Below are 19,714 nucleotides of genomic sequence, written 5' to 3'. Positions count from 1 at the left end.
GGCCAGATTTCGCCGACCCTTTATCCGGGGCGTAAACCATTTTGACGATTCAGTCACCCTGAAGTCCGACCTGCGGCTTGCCGTTCCCCAGTGGCTTGCGGACGGCCGAGGCCGCATCGGCCGGCGGCGGGATGACCAGCGTGACGAACGGCCAGGAGGCCCGGCACAGCCGATGCCGCAGGCCATGCGGAGGCGTTTCCCCAGCCCAGCGCCGTGTTCGGACTTACGGCCACCATTGATCGATGATCAATGGTGGCCGTACCCGTTCTCGGGCCAGATCCCACCAGCAAGGTCAGGATCTACGGCTGGAGCATTAGCGCAACCCAATATTCGATCGTAGGAACCCTGGTCAATTGCTCACGCAACCATGTATCTTAACGACGCTTGAGCAGTTTCAGTCTGCGCCTCGAGCGAGCGTCAAGGGGGACGCCGTCGCCGGCCAGACACGTGCCGCTTTGCAGTCGCGCCACCGATTCTTCGCAGCGTTGCCATTTCGTCTGCGAAGGATTTGGCGTGCTTACATAGGGGAGATTGCTTTGACGTCATGCCCATATGCGCTTTTCACCGTTCCGCTGGGCTTCGACATTCATGGCGAGATTTCCACGATGAGGGTCGTCCGTCCATCAGCGAAAGTCGGCCTACCCGGCGGAGTCGGGGATTGCTCGACAAGGGGCCCGGGGCGGCGGCTCGTAGATACCACTTCGCAGGACCTCCGCCTCCTCGCGCGGTGCGAGGCCGCCCCCGCCCTCGCACCGCGCGGTGACACGGACGTCCACACCAGCGCCCGTGGCCCGGCGCCCCGGCACCGGGTCACGCGCGGCTCCTCCTCCTTTCATACCTTCCCCCGGGGCCACACCGACGTCCTGCGCTCCCCGGCCTGAACGGCCCGGCTCGGCGAGACGCCGGGCCGCCCGCCGCGACCGCCGCCTGTCAGGTGACCTGCCGGCGCTCACCGCTCACCGCTCACCGCTCCGCGCCAGGGGTGCCGGGTGAATGAAGCCCTTGGACGTTTTTCTCACGCCCTTTCGGAGAAGCAAGGAAGAGGCAAGACGTGGAAGAAGCACCGGCCGTAAACCTCACCTGCCGGGAGTTGGACGTACTCCGCCTGCTGGCCCGGGGGTTAAGCAACCGGCTCATCGCCCGAAGCCTCGACATATCCGAGAAGACCGCGAAGAACCACCTCAGCAGCATTTACTCGAAGATCGGCGCCACCGACCGCATTCAGGCCGCCCTCTACGCCCGACACGTCGGCCTGACCGACCTCGAGGAAGCGGCTCCGTCCGCTCCCGTCCCCGAGAACGATGCGCCGCCCGCCGGCCCCTCCCTCACCGCACGCGAACGGGCCGTACTCTGCCTGCTGGCCCGGGGGTTAAGCAACCGGTTGATCGCCCGAAGACTCGACATATCCGAGAAGACCGTTAAGAACCATCTCAGCAGCATATATCTCAAGATCGGCGCCGCCCACCGCACTCAGGCCGCCCTCTATGCCCAAGATGTCGACCTCGCTTCCTGAGCGGCCCGCATTGGGATCTTCTTCCGGGCGCATCCCTTCCACATGGAACCGGAGCACTGCCGTGTGGAGGAGGATTCCCGCTTCCCCCCGGCGCACTGATCGACAGGGCACGCCGTCCCATCAGTGGTGGTCGTCCGCCTGCTCAGCGAGCAGTACCAGCGAGGACTCCTCCCCATGGCGCGTCAGCGAGTGTCAACGCGAAGGCACTTGGGGTGCGGCTCGGAACGTCAGTGGAATGTCTCCCCCATGGAGGGGCCGTGTTGGTCGCTGTCGCCGCGCCAGGCGAAGATCACGCCGAGGAACGGGGGGGCCGAGTCGGACGATGGCAGCGAACCGGGGTCAACCGGACGACAGGCCACCGATGTCGAGCCTCACCATCATCCCCACATCATCGCCGGCCGGATGGCCGACGACCACAACAACTGACGATGTCCGTCAACCGACACAGTCGGCCCGGCGGCCGAACACACGATTGACACCATGGTAACCACCACCAAGATCCAGCCGCGCGCCCTCGTCCGGGCCTCCGGAGGCCCCCGCTATGCCGTCGCCCTGGCCGTGGACGCGCTCGGCACCGGCCTGCTGCGGCCCTTTCTGCTGCTCTACGGGATAACAGTGCTGAGGCTGTCCGCGGAGGCCACCGGCATCACCATGACGGCCGGCATCGTGGCGGGACTGGTGTGCATGCCCGCGGTGGGCCGATGGCTGGACCACGGCGCGCGCAGCACGGTCGTGGCCGCGTCGATGCTGGTGCGGGTACTGGGCGTGGCACTGCTCCTCGCCACCCCGGCGGGACACGTCGGGCTGTTCGCGACGGCGGCACTCTTCCTCGGCATCGGCAACCAGGCCTGGCCGGCCGCCCACGCGGCTCTCGTCGCCACGGTCGCCCACGGCCGGGAACGCGACGCGGCCCTCTCGGCAGGCCGCGCACTGCGCAACGCCGGCCTGGGCGTCGGCGCGCTCATCGCCACCGCATGCCTGGCGGGCGGCACCACCGCGTTACAGGTGCTGGCGGCCGTCACCGGGGTCGCCTATTTCGCTGCGGCGGTCTTGGCATGGTCGGTGCACGTGCACACGCATCCGGCCGCTGGTTCGGCCAAGGACAAGGCCGACGGGCCCGCACCCCGGATGCGCATGCTGCTGGCCGCCAACGTGGTCTACGTCTTCTGCCTCAACGTCCCCGAAATCGCGCTGCCCCTGATCCTGGTGACACAGCTACACGCGTCCCCGGTGTGGTCGGCGGCCATCTTCGTGACGAACACCGTGCTGGTGGTCACCCTGCAGGTTCCGGTCACCGTCCTGATGTCCCGCTTCTCCCGGCGGACCGCGATGGCTCTTGCCGGGGTGGTGCTCGCCGTGTCCTACCTCGGCTTCCTCGCGGCCACCTCACTGGGAGACGGCTGGGGTGCCCCGGCCGTCGCCTTGGTGTCCGTGGTCTGCACCATCGGCGAGATCATCTATACCGGCAGCGCGACCCCGCTCGTCACCGCACTCGCCCCGGCCCATGTCCTGGGACGCGCCCTCGCCCGCTTCCAGCTCTCCTGGGGCTTCGGCCTCGCCATCTCCCCGGCGATCATCACCACTCTCGCCTCCCACGGCTCGGCCGTCCTCTGGGGCAGCCTCGCCGCCGCGACGCTTCTGTCCGCCTTCGCCGTGGCCACCGAGAAGGATCAAGGAACGCGGCTCAGCGGCGGCTTGCGCCGGGCGCGAGCAAGCTCGTGAGCTCGGCGATCGCCGCGGGGGACGGCTGAAGCGGCGGACGTTCTCCGGTCCCCGGCCGGGCAGCGAGGCACGCCTACCCGGCCAGAGCGAGGACGAGTGGGAGCACCTGATCGGCTCCCTTCTGCCGCAGGAGGCGTGCGCCTACGGCCAGGGTCCAGCCGGAGTCGGTGTAGTCGTCGACGAGCAGGACCGGACCGGGGGTGCCGGCCAGGGCGGCGGTGAGTTCGTCGGGCACGGCGAACGAGGCGGCCAGGGCTCGCAGCCGCTGGGCGGAGTTGCTGCGGTGCGCCGCGAACTCGTCGGCCTGCGGGGTGTACGTCAGGCTGCCCAGCAGGGGGAGCCTGCCCACCCTCGCCAGGCCCCCGGCCAGTGAGGCGACCAGCTGCGGCCGGGTGCGGGAGGGCATGGCGACGATCCCCACCGGCCGTGCCGCCGCGTCAGGGCCGCCGCCGGCCCAGCCGCCCGGGGAGCGGGCCCAGTCGGCAACCGTCGTCACGACGGCAGCCAGTACGTCGTCCGGGACCGGTCCGTCCGTGGCCTGCTCCGACAGCAGCGGACGCAGGCGGTTGCCCCAGCCGATGTCCGAGAGCCTGCCGAGCGCGCGCCCGGGGGCCGCCTGCTGGGCCGCCGGGATACGGCCCTTGAGGTCGACCCCGACCGCGGCCATACCCGAGGGCCACATGCGGCGTGGCTCGACCTCGACTCCCGGGCGCTCCAGCTCGCCTGTCGCCGCAGCGAGGGCTCCGGGCGAGACGGCGGTATCGAGCCAGGGCCCGGCGCAGGTGTCGCAGCGACCGCACGGAGCCGCCTTCTCGTCGTCGAGCTGCCGCTGCAGGAACTCCATCCGGCACCCCGTGGTCGCCACGTAGTCCCGCATGGCCTGCCGCTCCGCCTCCCGCTGCCGGGCCACCCACGCATACCGCTCCGCGTCGTACACCCACGGCTCGCCGGTGGCGGTCCAGCCCCCCTTCACCCGCTTGACCGCCCCGTCCACGTCCAGGACCTTCAGCATCGTCTCCAGCCGCGACCGCCGAAGATCCACCAACGGCTCCAGCGCGGGCAGCGACAACGGACGACCCGCCTGCTCCAGAACCCCCAGCGTGCGCCGCACCTGCTCCTCGGGCGGGAAGCCCACCGACGCGAAGTACGCCCAGATCGCCTCGTCCTCCCGCCCCGGCAGCAGCAGCACATCCGCATGGTCCACACCACGCCCCGCACGGCCCACTTGCTGGTAATAGGCGATCGGGGATGAGGGCGACCCCAGGTGCACCACGAACCCCAGGTCCGGCTTGTCGAAGCCCATCCCCAGCGCCGAGGTCGCCACCAGCGCCTTCACCCGGTTCGCCAGCAGGTCCTCCTCCGCCTGCAACCGGTCGGCGTTCTCCGTCTTCCCCGTGTAGGAGGCCACCGGATACCCGCGCTGCCGCAGGAACGCCGCGACCTCCTCCGCCGCCGCCACCGTCAGCGTGTAAATGATCCCCGAACCCGGCAGATCCGCCAGCCGCTCCCCCAGCCACGCCAGCCGATGCGCCGCGTCCGGCAGCTCCAGCACCCCCAACCGCAGGCTCTCCCGGTCCAGCGGCCCCCGCAGCACCAGAGCCCCCGCACCTCCCGTGCCCAGCTGCTCGGCCACGTCCGCGGTCACCCGCGCGTTCGCGGTCGCCGTCGTGGCCAGGACCGGCACACCCGTCGGCAACTCCGCCAGCATCGTGCGCAACCGACGGTAATCGGGCCGGAAGTCGTGCCCCCAGTCGGAGATGCAGTGCGCCTCGTCAACGACCAGCAGACCGGTCGTGGCCGCAAGCCTGGGCAGCACCTGGTCGCGGAAATCCACGGAATTGAGACGCTCCGGACTGACGAGGAGAACGTCGGTCTCGCCACGCTCGACCTCCCCGTAGATGGTGTCCCATTCCTCCGGGTTGGCCGAGTTGATCGTGCGCGCCCGGATACCGGCACGCGCCGCCGAGTCGACCTGGTTACGCATCAGGGCCAGCAGCGGCGAGATGATCACCGTAGGACCCGAGCCACGCCGCCGCAGCAAAGCGGTGGCGACGAAATACACCGCCGACTTGCCCCAGCCGGTCCGCTGCACCACCAGGGCCCGGCGACGCTCCTCCACCAGAGCCGCCACCGCCTGCCACTGATCCTCCCGCAGCCGCGCCGAACCCTCCGGGGCACCGACGAGCTCAGCGAGGATGGCGTCGGCTTCGGTGCGGAGCTCAAGGTTGTCCATGGCTCCATGCAACCCGATGGCACTGACAATCGGCCAATTCGCTCCGGCCGTGCCGCCCCGCGCCGGCCCGGATGCTCCGCCGGGCCGGTGCGGCCGCGGTGTTTCCGCTGGTCCTCGCCGCGCGGGGCTGAGCGACGGCGGTGGCCGGGAGGGGGCGAGGAATATAGGAGGCACATACCCGCAAACCGGCCAGGTGTGCCAACTGCTCATTGCCGCACACGAGCGCTACCGGCGAGAATTGTCAGAAGCTCCCCGCACCGGCCCTCTCGTGGTCCTGACGGGGCCGTGTCGTGGCGTGCGCCCGCGCCCGACCCTCGCACGGACCATGGGCGCGCAGACGAAGGGAGGACCGTGACCTTCGGCTTCGCTCCGCCGCCGTCCGCCGATCCCGCCGTCCGGCTGGGCCGGATGCTCGAACCCGCCGAATGGGCCGCCGCCGGCATTCCGCTGCTGCGCAATCCGCGCGAGGTCGTCCACGGGCTGCACAGCCGCCATCTGCCGACTCCCTCGACGGCCGTCGTCGCGGTCCTCGATCCGGAGGAACGCCTCACGGCCAGCGCCTCGTTCAGGCAGCACGGCTCCACCACACCCGACGGGTGGGAGTTCCGCAACGCGCTCCTGGCCCAGCTGCGCCGGGTGATCCCGCACGATCTGCGGCGCCGCTCGCCGGTCCGCACCGCCGTGCTGCTCTACTGCCGCGAGGGTGGGAGCCGGTGGACGGAAGAGGACGGCGCCTGGATGTGGGGGCTGCGGGACGCCTGCACCCTGCACGGGCTGCGCTGTGGCGCGTACATCACCCTGACCCGGGAGGGCTGGCAGGTCCTCGGCGAAGGGCGGGGCGGCCGTCGGCCGCACTCCGCTTCGCTCCGGACCACACTGGGGATCGCCCCCGCACCCGAACCCGATGGCGACGCGGCGCCCCTGCCGCGGCCCCTGGGCGGGGCCCGCGGCGTGCTGCACCGCTCAGCGGCCGTGTGACCGCCGACCGTCCGGACGCCGGACAGCTCCTCGACGCGCGTCAGGGGCTGCCGGGCACCGGGCGTACGGGAAGTGCGGAATCAGACGCCCGCGGCCATGAGGCTGTTGATGCGCTGCGGGTCACCGCAGACGATCAGCAGCGCCGAGGCACGGCTCATCGCCCGGGGCAGTGCTCCGGCCACGGCATCGTCCGCTCCGCCGTTGACGGCGACGACCACGACCGGACGGCCGCCCGGTCGATCGGCGTCCGCCGCGGCGTAGAAGACGTCGTCACCAGCGTCGTGCTGCGCCCAGTAGGACGCCTCGCCGAAGGACAACTCGTGCGCCGCCCACGGATGCTGGTCCCCGGTGGTCAGCACCAGGATGTCGGCTGGCGCCCGGCCGGAGTCCAGCAGCAGGTCGACCGCCTCGTCCGCCGCGTCCAGGGCGCCGTCCACCGAGGCGGGGATCAGCTGGATCTGGGGCGCGGCCGTCGAGGCGGGGGCGGTCTTGGCAGCCGAGGCCGCCGGGGCGGTCGGCGCGGGCTTCGCCGCATCGCTCGTGGTGCGTTGCGACGGAGCCGACGAGGTCCCGGCGGAACCACGGTTCGGACCGGGGCTTCCCGGGCGCCGCGGGGCGGGCCGGGGGCCGGGACCAGGGACAGGACGAGGGGTCGGCGCGGTGCGGCCTGCGGCCGGTGTCGCGCGAGGACCCGGGACACTCTCGTGAATCTGAGGCTCCTCGGGGATGAGAGGCATGGGCTGATGTCTATCAAACGTCGGTGCGACTCGCACCGGCGGGTGGTGGTTCGAACCGGTCGGTCTGCTCAGAAGTCGAAGCCGAGTTGGCCGCCGACCTCCAGCTCGACCGATTCAGGTGTATTGCGCACGCGCTTGAGGTGCCGCCAGCGGGGCAGCCCGTCCAGGTAGGCCCAGGACAGCCGGTGGTGGGGCGTGGGCCCCTGTTCCCGCAGGGCGGCGCGGTGCACGGGGGACGGGTATCCGGCGTTGTCCCCGAACCGGAAGTCCGCGTGTGCGTCCCCCAGTTCGGCCATCAACGCGTCCCGCCGCACCTTGGCGATCACGGAGGCGGCAGCGACGGCCACACAGGACTGATCGCCCTTGATGACCGTGCGGACCCTCCAGGGAGCGCCGAGGTAGTCGTGCTTGCCATCGAGGATCACCGCGTCCGGACGGACGGGCAGCCCGTCGAGAGCCCGGGTCGCGGCGAGCCGGAGGGCGGCCGTCATCCCCAGGTCGTCGATCTCCTCGGGCGAGGAGTGACCCAGGGCGTGCGCGGTGACCCACGACTCCAACTCGTGCGCCAGCTCCGTGCGCCTCTTGGGGCTCAGCAGCTTGGAGTCGGTGAGCCCGGTCGGCGGGCGCCGCAGACCGGTGACCGCCGCGCAGACCGTCACCGGACCTGCCCAGGCCCCTCGCCCGACCTCGTCGACACCGACGACGATCTTGGCTCCTGTCGTGGCGCGGAGCGAGCGCTCGACACTGTGGGTGGGCGGTTGGTAGGCCATGGCGAGGACAACATTACGCCGCTCACCCCGGCGCCGTGTACCCGGATCAGGCGGTACGCCCCCGGGCCGCCGGAACGGGCCCGGTCGCGGACGGCCGCCGCGGCCCTCCGTACCCAACCCGACGCGGTGCGGGGGCGGTTGTCCGGCGATGTGGGGCGGTTGTTTCGGCGCCGCGGCGCTCCCGGCCCTGAGCTGGGACGACGCCCGCCGCCGCTCGTCAATCCGCCGCCGGGATCCACGACGGGAGCGGCTCGGTGCGCTCCAGCCACCCGCGAGGCGGTGCGCCGCGGGCCCCGGACGCGACGACTCCGCCGGCGATCGCGCAGGTGGTGTCCACGTCCCCGCCGGCCTGCGCGGTCGTCCAGAACGCGTCCTCGAAGGAGTCCAGGTGCCGGGCCGCGGCCCACAGCGCGAAGGGCACGGTGTCATGGGCGCTGGTGCGGCGGCCGCACCCCAGCACCGCGGCGACGGTGACGGCGTCCCCGTAGTCCAGCATGTCGCGGGCGCGCCGCAGCCCCGCCTGGACGGCGCTGCGCGGGACGGCCTCGACCACCCGGTCCAGCAGGGCTTCCGGCCCGCCGTGGCCCGCCGGATCGGCCACCACCGCCGCCGCGGCGGCCACCGCCATCGCCCCCGCCACGGCCTCCCGGTGCTGGTGCGTGGTGTACGCGGAGATCTCCGCCTGATGCGTCGCCTGCTCCACCTCGCCCGCGTACCAGGCGCCCAGCGGGGCGATCCGCATGGCGGCGCCGTTACCCCATGATCCCTGCCCCTGGAACAGACCGGCGGCCAGATCACGCCAGTCGCCGCCCTCCCTGACCAGCCGGAGCATCCGGTTCACGGCTGGGCCGTACCCCCGGTCGAAGTCATGGTGCGCGGCGAACGACCGGGCGAGGTCGTCCTGGTCGATCCGGCCGTACTCGGCGAGGGCGGTCAGCACGGAGCAGCCCATCTCGGTGTCGTCGGTCCACTGCCAGGGGGCGGGGGGCAGTTCTCGGCGCTTGAGGAAGGGATAGTTGGCGGGGACGAAGAACTGGGAGCCGAGGGCGTCGCCCACGGACAGCCCGCGCAGGCTCGCCAGAGCCCGGTGGTAACGGTCAGCGGTCATCGCTGGGCACTCTAACCGGTGAGTCCGTAGGGCTCGGGGGTGCACCAGCGCTCGAAGGGCCGGTCGAGGTGGTAGCGGCCGTCGGAGCCCAGCAGCAGCATCCGTGTCTCGGCGTTGTCCGGATTGGACAGGGACTCGAACTCGGCGACGCTCCAGTGGAGCCAGCGCATGCAGAACAGCCTCATGGTCAGCCCGTGGGTGACCAGCAGCACGTTCGGCGGATGGGCCGGGTCGTCGAAGCTGCGCCACAGGCTCTCCAGGAACGCGTCCACCCGGTCGTAGACATCGGCCCCGGACTCACCCTGCGCGAAGCGGTAGAAGAAGTGCCCGTAGGCGTCGCGGTAGGACTTCTGCTTCCGCACGTCCTCGCGGTCCTGCCAGTTCCCCCAGTCCTGCTCACGCAGCCGCGGCTCCTCCCTGACCCGGGTGCGGGACGGATCCAGGCCGAGCAGACCCAGGGTCTGGTGGGTGCGCCGGTACGGCGACACATAGACCGACACGCGCTCGTCGGCGAAGGTGGCCCGCAGCCGGACGCCCGCCTCGAGCGCCTGCCGCCGCCCGGTCTCGGTCAGCCTCAGGGCGTGGTCGGGCACGCGTTCGTACACCGAGTCATCGACATTCCCCTCCGATTCTCCGTGCCGTATGAGGATGATGCGCCGGGGTCGTGCCATGCCGCCCACCCTAGAGCGGGTGCGCGGAGACCGCCTCGCTTCCCTCGTCCGCCACCGGGCCGCCCGTTCGACGAGCCGGTAAACACAACCATAGTTGCATTACCCTCGAAGTGGCACGGTAAACCCACTAACGCGATCGGAGTTGCGATTGTCCGCGGAGAGCACAGCCCACACCCCGGGCACCGTCCGCCCCGGCGGGCGCACCGCGCGCACCCGCGCCGCGGTGCGCGACGCCGTGCTCACCGGTCTCGCCGAGCACGGCTACCCGGGCCTGACCGTCGAGTACGTGGCCGAACACTCCGGCGTCCACAAGACGACGGTCTACCGGCGCTGGGGCAGCGTCGAGGGGTTGGTGGCCGACGCGCTCCAGCTCGCCGGGGAGGACTCCTGGCGGCCACCCGACACCGGCAGCCTCGACGGCGATCTGCGGGCCCTGGCCCGCGAGGTGACCGCGACGTTCGGCGACGCTCCGGCCGCGGCCGCGCCGACCGCCTTCGTCGCCGCCGCGTTCCAGTCCCCGCGCGCGGCGGAGGCCCTGCGCGCCTTCTACGCCGAGCGGCTCGCCCGGTGCGAATCCGTGGTGACGCGGGCCGTCGAGCGCGGTGAGGCACCCGTGGGCACCGACGCCGGGGCCGTCGTACGGGCCGTGTCCGCCCCGCTGTTCTTCCGGGCGCTGGTCACCCGCGAACCCATCGACACACCGCTGGCCGACCAGTCGGCGGCAGCGGTCACCGCCGCCGTCCGGGCCGGGGCGTATCTCCCGCCCGGGTGACGATCGGTCCGCGTGCCCCGATGCCGCATCCGGGCGCGGTCGCCGTATCGGACCGTCTCAGACCGTCCAGGCGGACTCGACGCCCACGACATCGCCGGCTATCGCCGCCACGTCCGCCTCCGTCTGGGCGCGCAAACCCAGCCGCTCCACCCGCTCCACCCGGTACTTCCCGTGCTCGGCAGCCGAATTCCACATCGACAGCACGAGGAACTCGTTGCCCGGCGCCTCGCCGAAGACCCCGCGCAGCATGCCGGGCGATCCGGCCATCGCCGGATTCCACACCTTCTCCTGCACCAGCGTGAAGTGGTCCACCCGCTCCGCGTGCACGCGGCAGTGCGCGACCCGCAGCACGTCCGCGTCGTTGAACCGCGGCTGGAAGCCGACCTTCACATCGAAGCGATGCTCGAAGAGCCGGACTTGCATGTTCCGGTACGTGCCCGACTGGGCGGCCGCCAGCCGGTTGTGCGATCGCGCCATGAAGGAGTCGTAGAACGCCCGGCTCTCCCAGAACGCGAAGATGTGCGCCACGTCCGGTCGCCCTCGGCTCCAGCCGCCGCCCTGCCCCCGGAATCCCGGCTCCCCGGGCAGCCCCGCCCACTTCCGCTGCCCCCGCTCGAAACCCGGACGGTCCACCACGGTGCAGCGAATCCACTTGACCAGCACCGCGCCATCCTACGGCCCCGACGGTGGCCCGCATCACACAGCGAACCGTCAACCCAGGGCTTCGGGGGTGGACAAGGGGTGCCGCCACAAGAGGGTGCATCCAGCCTCCCCCGGGCCTTTGGTCAGCGCCGCCTGCGCCCCGTCCCCGGCCCCGGAAGCCCCGCACCGGCACCCGGCATTCCGGCACCGGGGCCCGGAAGCCGCATGCCCGGACCCGGCGCGTACGCCGCCTCCAGCCGCTGGCCGCCGGGAAGGGGCGCGTACCAGGCGCTCCCGTACAGGACGCTGCTGAGTCCGGACAACAGCCGTTGGACATCGGGTTCCGATCTCACCACGAGCCGCATGAACCGGCTGCTGCTGCCGAGCTTGTTGCCGCACTCGCGCACCAGCACGCCGTGTTCGGACAGCAGCCGGTCCCGCACCTGCACACCGTTCGCCCCGTCCGGCAGTTTGACGAACACGAAGTTGCCCTGGGAGGGGAAGACGGTCATGCCCGGCAGACATCCCAGCTGCGCGATCATTTCCTGCCGGTCGCGGCCGAGCATCCGCAGGCTCATCTCGTAGTCCTGCTGATGGTCCTTGAGCATGAAGACGATGATCTCGGCAAAGGAATTGAGGTTCCACTTCGGCAGCCTGGACCGGATCTTCCCGGCGAGCGAGGGATTCGCCACCAGGTAGCCGAAACGCACGCCGTGCAGGCCGAAGTTCTTTCCCAGACTGCGCAGGACGACGACGTTCGGGCGCACCACGGCCTCGTCGACGACGCTCGGCCAGGGACCGGAATCAGGGTCGGCGAACTCCAGAAAGGACTCGTCGATGACGACCAGATCGAGGTCCGAGAGGGAGTCCATGAACGATATGACGGCCTCGCGGGAGAGGAGGCCGCCGTCGGGATTGTTGGGATTACAGATGACGGCGGCCCGTGATCCCCGCTGCCGTATGAAGTAGACGAAGGCATCGGGATCGAGGGCGAAGCCGTGTCGCTCCGGCAACCGGAACATGTCCACCCGCTTGCCGGTTTCGTCCGGCTGATCCGTCCAGCGGCCGAAGGTGGGGATCGGGACGGCCAGGCTGTCCTTGACCAGCAGATGGTCGATCCACGTGATGAGTTCCGTCGATCCATTGCCCATCGCCATGGTCTGCGGCTGGAGATCGAGCAGATGCGCTAATTCGGCCGTGATCGTCTCGGCGGAGCTGGGGTAATAGGTGAGAATGTCCCGCAGCATGGCCGACAACTCGTCGAACATCCCCGGAGTGGGGAAGTAGGGATTACAGGGGATACAGAAATCCACGATGTCCTGTCCGCCGCCTGAAACTCCCGCGCGATTCAGCATGAAGTACGACGGACTGTGGTTGGTGCCCCGGAAAAGCTGTGCGGCGTTACCCGTGCTGCCGAAGGCGGCGACAGTCACAGCAAGACCTCCTCGGTCACATGGGCCGTGCTGGGCACGACGCGCGGCTCCGCTTGCACAGAGCGTCGCGCACGAGCCACCGCCAGTCGGGGCGTTGCCGAATTTCATGGTGCGTATGAGAAGTCGAGTGACAGGAGATACCGGAACCGCTACAGTCCCCCGGCTTACGCCTGCACTCGAGCAGGGCTCCCACCGGTCGGCAGTCTGCTCCCCCCATACACGCGCGAGCGGGGCGCGGCCCGAAGGCCACGCCCCGCGTCGAAGGTCACCCTTCGAGGTGGACGATCAGCTGCAGCCGCTCGTCGAGCCGCAGCCCTCGCACAGGTAGCAGCTGCCCGCGCGGCGCATCTTGGTGCCGCAGGAGAAGCACAGCGGTGCGTCCGCGTTCAGGCCCAGCTGGATCTCCACCAGCTCGGTCGAGCTGTGGGCCTCCTTCGGGGCGGACGTCTCGGACTGGGACGCGGTCGTGGTCGCCTTCGGGGCCTCCAGCCTCCGCGGCGCCGACTGGGCCAGGCCCTCGACATCGACGTCGTCCTCGGACGCCTCGTACGAACCGGTCTCCAGGTGACGCTGGCGCTCCTCGGCGGAGTGGATGCCGAGCGCCGACCGGGTCTCGAACGGCAGGAAGTCCAGCGCCAGCCGACGGAAGATGTAGTCGACGATCGACTGGGCCATCCGCACGTCCGGGTCGTCCGTCATACCGGCCGGCTCGAAGCGCATGTTGGTGAACTTCGAGACGTACGTCTCCAGGGGCACCCCGTACTGGAGGCCGACCGAGACGGCGATGGAGAAGGCGTCCATCATGCCCGCGAGGGTCGAGCCCTGCTTGGACATCTTCAGGAAGACCTCGCCGAGCCCGTCGTCCGGGTAGGAGTTGGCCGTCATGTAGCCCTCGGCGCCGCCGACCGTGAAGGAGGTGGTGATCCCGGGACGGCCCTTGGGCAGGCGCTTGCGGACCGGGCGGTACTCGACGACCTTCTCGACCTCCGGCGCGGCCTGCTCGACCGCCTTCTCCTTCTTCTTGGCGGAGAGCGGCTGACCGACCTTGCAGTTGTCACGGTAGATCGCCAGTGCCTTGAGGCCCAGCTTCCAGCCCTCGAAGTAGATCTCCTCGATCTCCTCGACGGAGGCCGACTCCGGCATGTTGACCGTCTTGGAGATCGCGCCGGACAGGAACGGCTGGGCGGCGGCCATCATCCGCACGTGTCCCATCGGCGAGATGGAGCGCTCGCCCATGGCGCAGTCGAAGACCTCGTAGTGCTCGGGCTTCAGCCCGGGCGCGTCGATCACGTTGCCGTGCTCGGCGATGTGCGCGACGATCGCCTCGACCTGCTCCGGCTGGTAGCCGAGCCGCTTGAGCGCCTTGGGGACCGTGTTGTTCACGATCTGCATCGAGCCGCCGCCGACCAGCTTCTTGAACTTCACCAGGGCCAGGTCCGGCTCGACGCCCGTGGTGTCGCAGTCCATCATCAGGCCGATGGTGCCGGTGGGGGCGAGCACCGACGCCTGGGCGTTGCGGAAGCCGCTCTTCTCGCCGAGGCGCAGCACGTCCTGCCATGCCTCCGTGGCCGCCGCCCAGACCGGGGTGTCCAGGTCGTCCATGCGCTTGGCGATGGCGTTGGCGTCCGAGTGCTGCTTCATGACGCGGTTGTGGGCGTCCGCGTTGCGCGCGTAGCCGTCGTACGGGCCGACGACGGCCGCCAGCTCGGCGGAGCGCTTGTACGAGGTGCCGGTCATCAGGGAGGTGATGGCTCCGGCCAGGGCCCGGCCGCCGTCGCTGTCGTAGGCGTGGCCGGTGGCCATCAGCAGGGCGCCGAGGTTGGCGTAGCCGATGCCCAGCTGGCGGAAGGCGCGGGTCGTTTCGCCGATCTTCTGGGTCGGGAAGTCCGCGAAGCAGATGGAGATGTCCATCGCGGTGATGACCAGCTCGACGACCTTGGCGAAGCGCTCGGCGTCGAAGCGCTGGTTGCCGGCGTCGTCGTCCTCGAGGAACTTCATGAGGTTGAGCGAGGCCAGGTTGCACGAGGAGTTGTCCAGGTGCATGTACTCGCTGCACGGGTTGGAGGCGGTGATCCGGCCCGTCTCCGGCGAGGTGTGCCAGTGGTTGATCGTGTCGTCGTACTGGATGCCCGGGTCGGCGCAGGCCCAGGCCGCCTCGGCCATCTTACGGAAGAGGGACTTGGCGTCGACCTCCTCGATGGGCTCACCGTTGAGACGGCTGCGCAGACCGAACGGCGAGCCGGACTCCACGGCCTTCATGAACGTGTCGTTCACGCGGACGGAGTTGTTGGCGTTCTGGTACTGGACGGACGTGATGTCGTCGCCGCCCAGGTCCATGTCGAAGCCCGCGTCGCGCAGGGCGCGGATCTTCTCCTCCTCCTTGACCTTGGTCTCGATGAACGCCTCGACGTCCGGGTGGTCGACGTCGAGAACGACCATCTTGGCGGCCCGGCGGGTCGCACCGCCCGACTTGATCGTTCCGGCGGAGGCGTCGGCGCCGCGCATGAAGGAGACGGGCCCGGAGGCGTTGCCGCCGGAGGAGAGCAGCTCCTTGGAGGAGCGGATGCGGGAGAGGTTCAGGCCGGCGCCGGAGCCGCCCTTGAAGATCATCCCCTCTTCCTTGTACCAGTCCAGGATCGACTCCATGGAGTCGTCCACGGAGAGGATGAAGCAGGCGCTGACCTGCTGCGGCTGCTTGGTGCCGACGTTGAACCACACGGGCGAGTTGAAGCTGAAGACCTGGTGCAGCAACGCGTACGTGAGCTCGTGGTCGAAGATCTCGGCGTCCGCGGGGGAGGCGAAGTAGCCGTTGGCCTCACCGGAGGTGCGGTAGGTGCTCACCACCCGGTCGATGAGCTGCTTGAGGCTCGCCTCGCGCTCCGGGGAGCCGACGGCACCGCGGAAGTACTTGCTCGTGACGATGTTGACCGCGTTCACCGACCAGAAGTCGGGAAACTCCACGCCGCGCTGCTCGAAGTTGACCGAGCCGTCACGCCAGTTGGTCATGACGACGTCACGACGCTCCCAGGCCACCTCGTCGTACGGATGCACGCCGGGGGTGGTGTGGACGCGCTCGATACGCAGACCCTTGTTCTTGCTTCCCTTGGAGCGGGAGCCTCGTGCGGGGCCGCTCGTCGTCTCTGTCATTCCGCCTCCCAGTACGGGCGAAAACGCCCTGATGTGCCCATTTCTTCCCGGGCACGGTGTCTCTGTTTTTCACCCGGCGGCGCGATAGGCCCCGGGCAGATCTTCGGCCGCCGGTCAGTCGGCGGCGGTGACGGGCGCGGGGGCCTCCGCGGCCCCGGCGCCGGGCCCGCGGTCGCGCGCGGGAGGCCGTTGCTGATCACGCAGCTCCGCGACCGCGGCCTCGAAGTCCTCGAGCGAGTCGAAGGCGCGGTAGACGGAGGCGAAGCGGAGGTAGGCGACGAGGTCCAGCTCCTGGAGCGGACCGAGTATGGCGAGCCCCACGTCATGGGTGGACAGCTCGGCGCTGCCGGTGGCCCGGACGGCCTCCTCCACGCGCTGACCGAGCTTGGCGAGGGCGTCCTCGGTGACGGGACGGCCCTGGCATGCCTTGCGGACTCCGGAGATGACCTTGTCGCGGCTGAAGGGCTCGGTGACCCCGCTCCGCTTGATCACCATCAGTGACGCGGTCTCCACGGTCGTGAAGCGGCGCGAACAGTCGGGGCACTGGCGGCGCCTGCGGATCGAGCAGCCGTCATCCGTGGTCCGGCTGTCGACGACGCGGCTGTCGGGGTGCCTGCAGAAGGGGCAGTGCATGACTCCGTACCCTCCCTCACCCTCAAGAACGGCGCATGACTGATAAGCCCCGACCGGCCGCGCGGGCCCGCCGGAGCGACCACAAGCATAGGCGAAGATCTCGGCAACGAATCACCGGGGACCACAAGCTGTGGGTGGCTGACATCCATCAAACCACTAGATCTGGTGTCCGGCACTCAATCGCACCGAATGGCGTGTCATGCCCCGGGAGCAGGCACGAGACTACGCGAACCCCACGGACCCCGGCTCCACAGGGAGCCGGGTGCGAGACTGGGACCCCCGCCGACACGGCCGAAGATCACCCCTCAGCCCGCATCGGAACCGGCCTATACACCCAAGCCTGTGATCACGTCAGCTCAACTGGGATATTTCACTCGAACGTGTGTTTGGCGCAACCTTTCGAAAGCAACTACCGTTGTCCAACTAGGGAGAACATCTCGAGAGGGGCCGTCGTGACCACCACCGCAGAGAGCGCCGCTGTTACCGCCCAGGAGCGCTCCCAGAGCCGACTCGAACAGACGCACGCGATGAATCAGACCCACGCGATCAACGACGCGAGCACGAACCCGGAGGGGCAGAAGGCGACCCGATCACTACCCGGGCGACCTCCAGGAATCCGGGCGGACAGCTCTGGGCTGACCGACCGGCAGCGTCGGGTCATCGAGGTCATCCGCGACTCTGTGCAGCGGCGCGGCTACCCACCGTCCATGCGGGAGATCGGCCAGGCGGTGGGCCTCTCCAGCACCTCGTCCGTCGCCCATCAGCTGATGGCCCTGGAGCGCAAGGGCTTCCTGCGGCGCGACCCCCACCGGCCCCGGGCGTACGAGGTCCGTGGCTCGGACCAGCCCAGCACGCAGCCGACGGACACCACCGGCAAGCCCGCCGCCTCCTACGTCCCGCTGGTCGGCCGGATCGCGGCCGGCGGGCCGATCCTCGCCGAGGAGTCGGTCGAGGATGTCTTCCCCCTCCCCCGCCAGCTGGTCGGCGACGGCGAGCTGTTCGTCCTGAAGGTGGTCGGCGACTCGATGATCGAGGCCGCCATCTGTGACGGGGACTGGGTCACGGTGCGCCGCCAGCCCGTCGCCGAAAACGGTGACATCGTCGCCGCGATGCTCGACGGGGAGGCGACGGTGAAGCGCTTCAAGCGCGAGGACGGCCATGTCTGGCTGCTCCCGCACAACGCCGCGTACCAGCCGATTCCCGGGGATGAGGCGACCATCCTGGGCAAGGTCGTCGCGGTGCTGCGGCGCGTCTGAACCGGCTGACCGAGGCGCGCCCCCGGCGCGCCCCACGACCGGGCCCCGGGACCACTGCGCCGGTTCCGGGGCCCTGCTGTATGCCCGCGCGCTACGCCCCGTCGGCCTTGGCCGCCGCGTCGATCGCGGCCAGGGAACGGCGCACCTGGTTGCGGTCGGTCGTGTACCAGAAGTCCGGCATGGTCTTCCGCAGGAACGAGCCGTAGCGGGCCCGCTCGACCCGCGGGTCCAGCACGGCGACGATGCCGCGGTCCCCGGAGGCCCGCACGAGCCGGCCCGCGCCCTGCGCCATCAGCAGGGCGGCATGCGTGGCCGCGACAGCCATGAAGCCATTCCCACCGGCCTCCTCCACGGCCTTCTGGCGGGCGCTCATCAGCGGGTCGTCGGGGCGCGGGAAGGGCACCCGGTCCATGACCACCAACTGACAGCTCGGGCCCGGCACATCCACGCCCTGCCACAGCGACAGCGTGCCGAACAGGCAGGTCCTGGGATCGGTGGCGAACGCCCGGATCAGCTCGCCGAGGGTCTCCTCGCCCTGGAGGAGGATGGGCATGTCGAGCCGTCCGCGCAGCTCCTCCGCGGCGGCCTGGGCGGCACGCATGGACGAGAACAGCCCGAGTGTGCGCCCGCCCGCGGCCTCCACCAGCTCGGCCAGCTCATCCAGCATGTCGCCGCGGCTGCCCTCGCGGCCCGGCTGGGCGAGATGCTTGGCGACGTAGAGGATCCCCTGCTTCGCGTAGTCGAAGGGCGAGCCGACATCGAGGGACTGCCAGCGCGGAGCGGATTCCTCGCCGCCCTCGGGATCCTGCGGGCTCTCGGGAGCGAGGCCGAGCGACGCGGCCACACCGTTGAAGTCCCCGCCGATCTTGAGCGTGGCGGAGGTGAGGATCACCGAGCGGTCGTCGAACAGCTTCTCGCGCAGCAGCCCGGACACGGACAGCGGGGCGACGCGCAGCGAGGCACCGAAACGGTCGTGCCGCTCATACCAGATGACGTCGAACTCGGAGCCCTCCACGATCCGCTCCGCCACCTGGTGGATGTTCTCCACCGCGCCCAGGGCCTGCTTACGGACGGCGTCCTCGTCCTGAACCGAGGCATCGCGGGTGGTGCCGAGCGCGGAGATCACCGTACGGGCCGCGTCGCGCAACGCCATCAGGGCATAGCTCAGGTCCTCGGGGATGGTCTCGAGGCGGCCGGGCAGGGCCAGCTCCATGATCCGCTCGAAGGTCTCCGAGGCGGTCTGGAGAGCGTCGGCCGCCTTCTCGTTGACCAGCTTGGCGGCGCGCCGCACGGCCCGGTTGACCTGGCCGGGGGTGAGCTCGCCGCTGGCGACGCCGGTGACGCGGGAGACCAGCTCATGGGCCTCGTCGACGATCAGCACCTCGTGGCTGGGCAGAACCGGGGCGCCCTCGATCGCGTCGATGGCGAGCAGCGCGTGGTTGGTGACGACGACCTCCGCGAGCTTGGCGCGCTCGCGGGCGGCCTCGGCGAAGCACTCGGCGCCATAGGCGCATTTGGACGCGCCGAGGCATTCCCGGGAGGTGACGGACACCTGGGACCAGGCACGGTCGGAGACGCCGGGGGTCAGGTCGTCGCGGTCGCCCGTCTCGGTCTCGTCGGACCAGTCACGCAGCCGCAGCAGGTCCTTGCCCAGCTTGCTGGTGGGCGCGGCCGCCTCGAAGGGGTCGAACAGCCCGGCCTCGTCGGCGTCGTCCTGCGGCACCCCTTCGTGGAGGCGGTGCAGGCACAGGTAGTTGGAGCGCCCCTTGAGCATGGCGAACTCGGGGCGGCGGCGCAGCAGCGGATGCAGAGCGTCGACCGTGCGCGGCAGATCGCGCTCGACGAGCTGGCGCTGCAGGGCGAGGGTCGCCGTGGCGACGACGACGCGCTCCCCCTGGGCGAGGGCGGGCACCAGATAGCCGAGCGACTTGCCGGTGCCGGTGCCGGCCTGGACCAGCAGATGGGAATTGTCGTCGATCGCCTCGGCCACGGCTTCGGCCATGGCTGTCTGGCCAGGGCGTTCGGTACCACCGACAGCGGTGACGGCGGCGTGCAGCAGGTCTGCGAGTGGAGGCGAGGACGTGTCAGTCATAGGGCTG

Annotated in this window: 13 protein-coding genes and 3 pseudogenes; 6 read left to right on the top strand and 10 right to left on the bottom strand. The window is 70.3% G+C overall.

The features are described from left to right. Positions 1-1,051: 1,051 nt before the first annotated feature. From ABZ562_RS30690 to ABZ562_RS30680, 3 genes and pseudogenes are all read left to right on the top strand, one after another. A pseudogene (locus tag ABZ562_RS30690) lies at positions 1,052-1,228 on the top strand (LuxR C-terminal-related transcriptional regulator); the annotation flags it as partial. 87 nt (positions 1,229-1,315) lie between these two features. Next, a pseudogene (locus tag ABZ562_RS30685) lies at positions 1,316-1,513 on the top strand (helix-turn-helix transcriptional regulator); the annotation flags it as partial. Between the two features lie 480 nt (positions 1,514-1,993). Then, a complete protein-coding gene (locus ABZ562_RS30680; RefSeq protein ID WP_361485749.1) occupies positions 1,994-3,235 on the top strand; it encodes an MFS transporter in 1,242 nt (413 codons plus the stop codon). A 73-nt stretch (positions 3,236-3,308) separates the two neighbouring features. Here ABZ562_RS30680 and ABZ562_RS30675 read toward each other — a convergent pair whose 3' ends face one another. After that, positions 3,309-5,468, bottom strand: a complete 2,160-nt coding sequence (locus ABZ562_RS30675) for a RecQ family ATP-dependent DNA helicase (RefSeq protein ID WP_361485747.1) — start codon at positions 5,466-5,468, stop codon at positions 3,309-3,311. Between the two features lie 408 nt (positions 5,469-5,876). On the opposite strand from ABZ562_RS30675, the gene ABZ562_RS30670 reads away from it, so the two are divergent. Beyond that, positions 5,877-6,446, top strand: a complete 570-nt coding sequence (locus ABZ562_RS30670; RefSeq protein ID WP_361485818.1) for a hypothetical protein — start codon at positions 5,877-5,879, stop codon at positions 6,444-6,446. A gap of 80 nt (positions 6,447-6,526) precedes the next feature. On the opposite strand, the gene ABZ562_RS30665 is transcribed toward ABZ562_RS30670, so the two are convergent. The 4 genes from ABZ562_RS30665 to ABZ562_RS30650 form a co-directional block, all read right to left on the bottom strand. Then, positions 6,527-7,183 (bottom strand): hypothetical protein, encoded by a 657-nt coding sequence (locus ABZ562_RS30665; protein WP_361485745.1) that lies wholly within the window; start codon positions 7,181-7,183, stop codon positions 6,527-6,529. A 68-nt stretch (positions 7,184-7,251) separates the two neighbouring features. After that, positions 7,252-7,953 (bottom strand): ribonuclease HII, encoded by a 702-nt coding sequence (locus tag ABZ562_RS30660; RefSeq protein ID WP_055549863.1) that lies wholly within the window; start codon positions 7,951-7,953, stop codon positions 7,252-7,254. Between the two features lie 217 nt (positions 7,954-8,170). Then, on the bottom strand, positions 8,171-9,061 hold the full coding sequence (locus ABZ562_RS30655; protein WP_361485743.1) for an ADP-ribosylglycohydrolase family protein: 891 nt from the start codon (positions 9,059-9,061) through the stop codon (positions 8,171-8,173). A gap of 11 nt (positions 9,062-9,072) precedes the next feature. Next, the gene (locus tag ABZ562_RS30650; RefSeq protein ID WP_055550080.1) at positions 9,073-9,732 is read right to left on the bottom strand and encodes a histidine phosphatase family protein; all 660 of its coding nucleotides are present in this window, start codon (positions 9,730-9,732) and stop codon (positions 9,073-9,075) included. A 142-nt stretch (positions 9,733-9,874) separates the two neighbouring features. Between ABZ562_RS30650 and ABZ562_RS30645 the strand changes: the two genes are divergently transcribed. Further along, positions 9,875-10,504: a TetR/AcrR family transcriptional regulator gene (locus ABZ562_RS30645; protein WP_361485741.1), complete on the top strand. Its 630-nt coding sequence runs from the start codon at positions 9,875-9,877 to the stop codon at positions 10,502-10,504. Between the two features lie 57 nt (positions 10,505-10,561). Here the strand turns inward: ABZ562_RS30645 and ABZ562_RS30640 are convergent, their stop codons facing one another. The 4 genes and pseudogenes from ABZ562_RS30640 to nrdR all read right to left on the bottom strand — a co-directional run bounded on the left by ABZ562_RS30640 (position 10,562) and on the right by nrdR (position 16,359). Then, complete coding sequence (locus ABZ562_RS30640; RefSeq protein WP_361485739.1) at positions 10,562-11,167, bottom strand: YdbC family protein; 606 nt, start codon at positions 11,165-11,167, stop codon at positions 10,562-10,564. A 269-nt stretch (positions 11,168-11,436) separates the two neighbouring features. Next, positions 11,437-12,501 (bottom strand): annotated as a pseudogene (locus ABZ562_RS30635) (histidinol-phosphate transaminase); the annotation flags it as partial. Positions 12,502-12,864: 363 nt separating this feature from the next. Then, positions 12,865-15,726 (bottom strand): vitamin B12-dependent ribonucleotide reductase, encoded by a 2,862-nt coding sequence (locus ABZ562_RS30630; protein ID WP_361485737.1) that lies wholly within the window; start codon positions 15,724-15,726, stop codon positions 12,865-12,867. Between the two features lie 114 nt (positions 15,727-15,840). Then, on the bottom strand, positions 15,841-16,359 hold the full coding sequence (gene nrdR, locus ABZ562_RS30625) for a transcriptional regulator NrdR (protein ID WP_361485735.1): 519 nt from the start codon (positions 16,357-16,359) through the stop codon (positions 15,841-15,843). A 452-nt stretch (positions 16,360-16,811) separates the two neighbouring features. On the opposite strand from nrdR, the gene lexA reads away from it, so the two are divergent. Continuing rightward, a complete protein-coding gene (gene lexA / locus ABZ562_RS30620; protein ID WP_361485733.1) occupies positions 16,812-17,615 on the top strand; it encodes a transcriptional repressor LexA in 804 nt (267 codons plus the stop codon). 91 nt (positions 17,616-17,706) lie between these two features. On the opposite strand, the gene ABZ562_RS30615 is transcribed toward lexA, so the two are convergent. Then, positions 17,707-19,707 carry an ATP-dependent DNA helicase gene (locus ABZ562_RS30615; RefSeq protein ID WP_361485731.1) on the bottom strand — a complete coding sequence of 667 codons (2,001 nt, stop codon included), beginning with the start codon at positions 19,705-19,707 and terminating at the stop codon, positions 17,707-17,709. Between the last annotated feature and the right edge of the window lie 7 nt (positions 19,708-19,714).

The sequence above is a fragment of the Streptomyces sp. NPDC019937 genome (genome assembly GCF_040631655.1).
Classification (GTDB): Bacteria; Actinomycetota; Actinomycetes; order Streptomycetales; family Streptomycetaceae; genus Streptomyces.
Note: the sequence above shows the minus strand (reverse complement) of the source record. Positions and strands in the feature narration are given on the sequence as shown.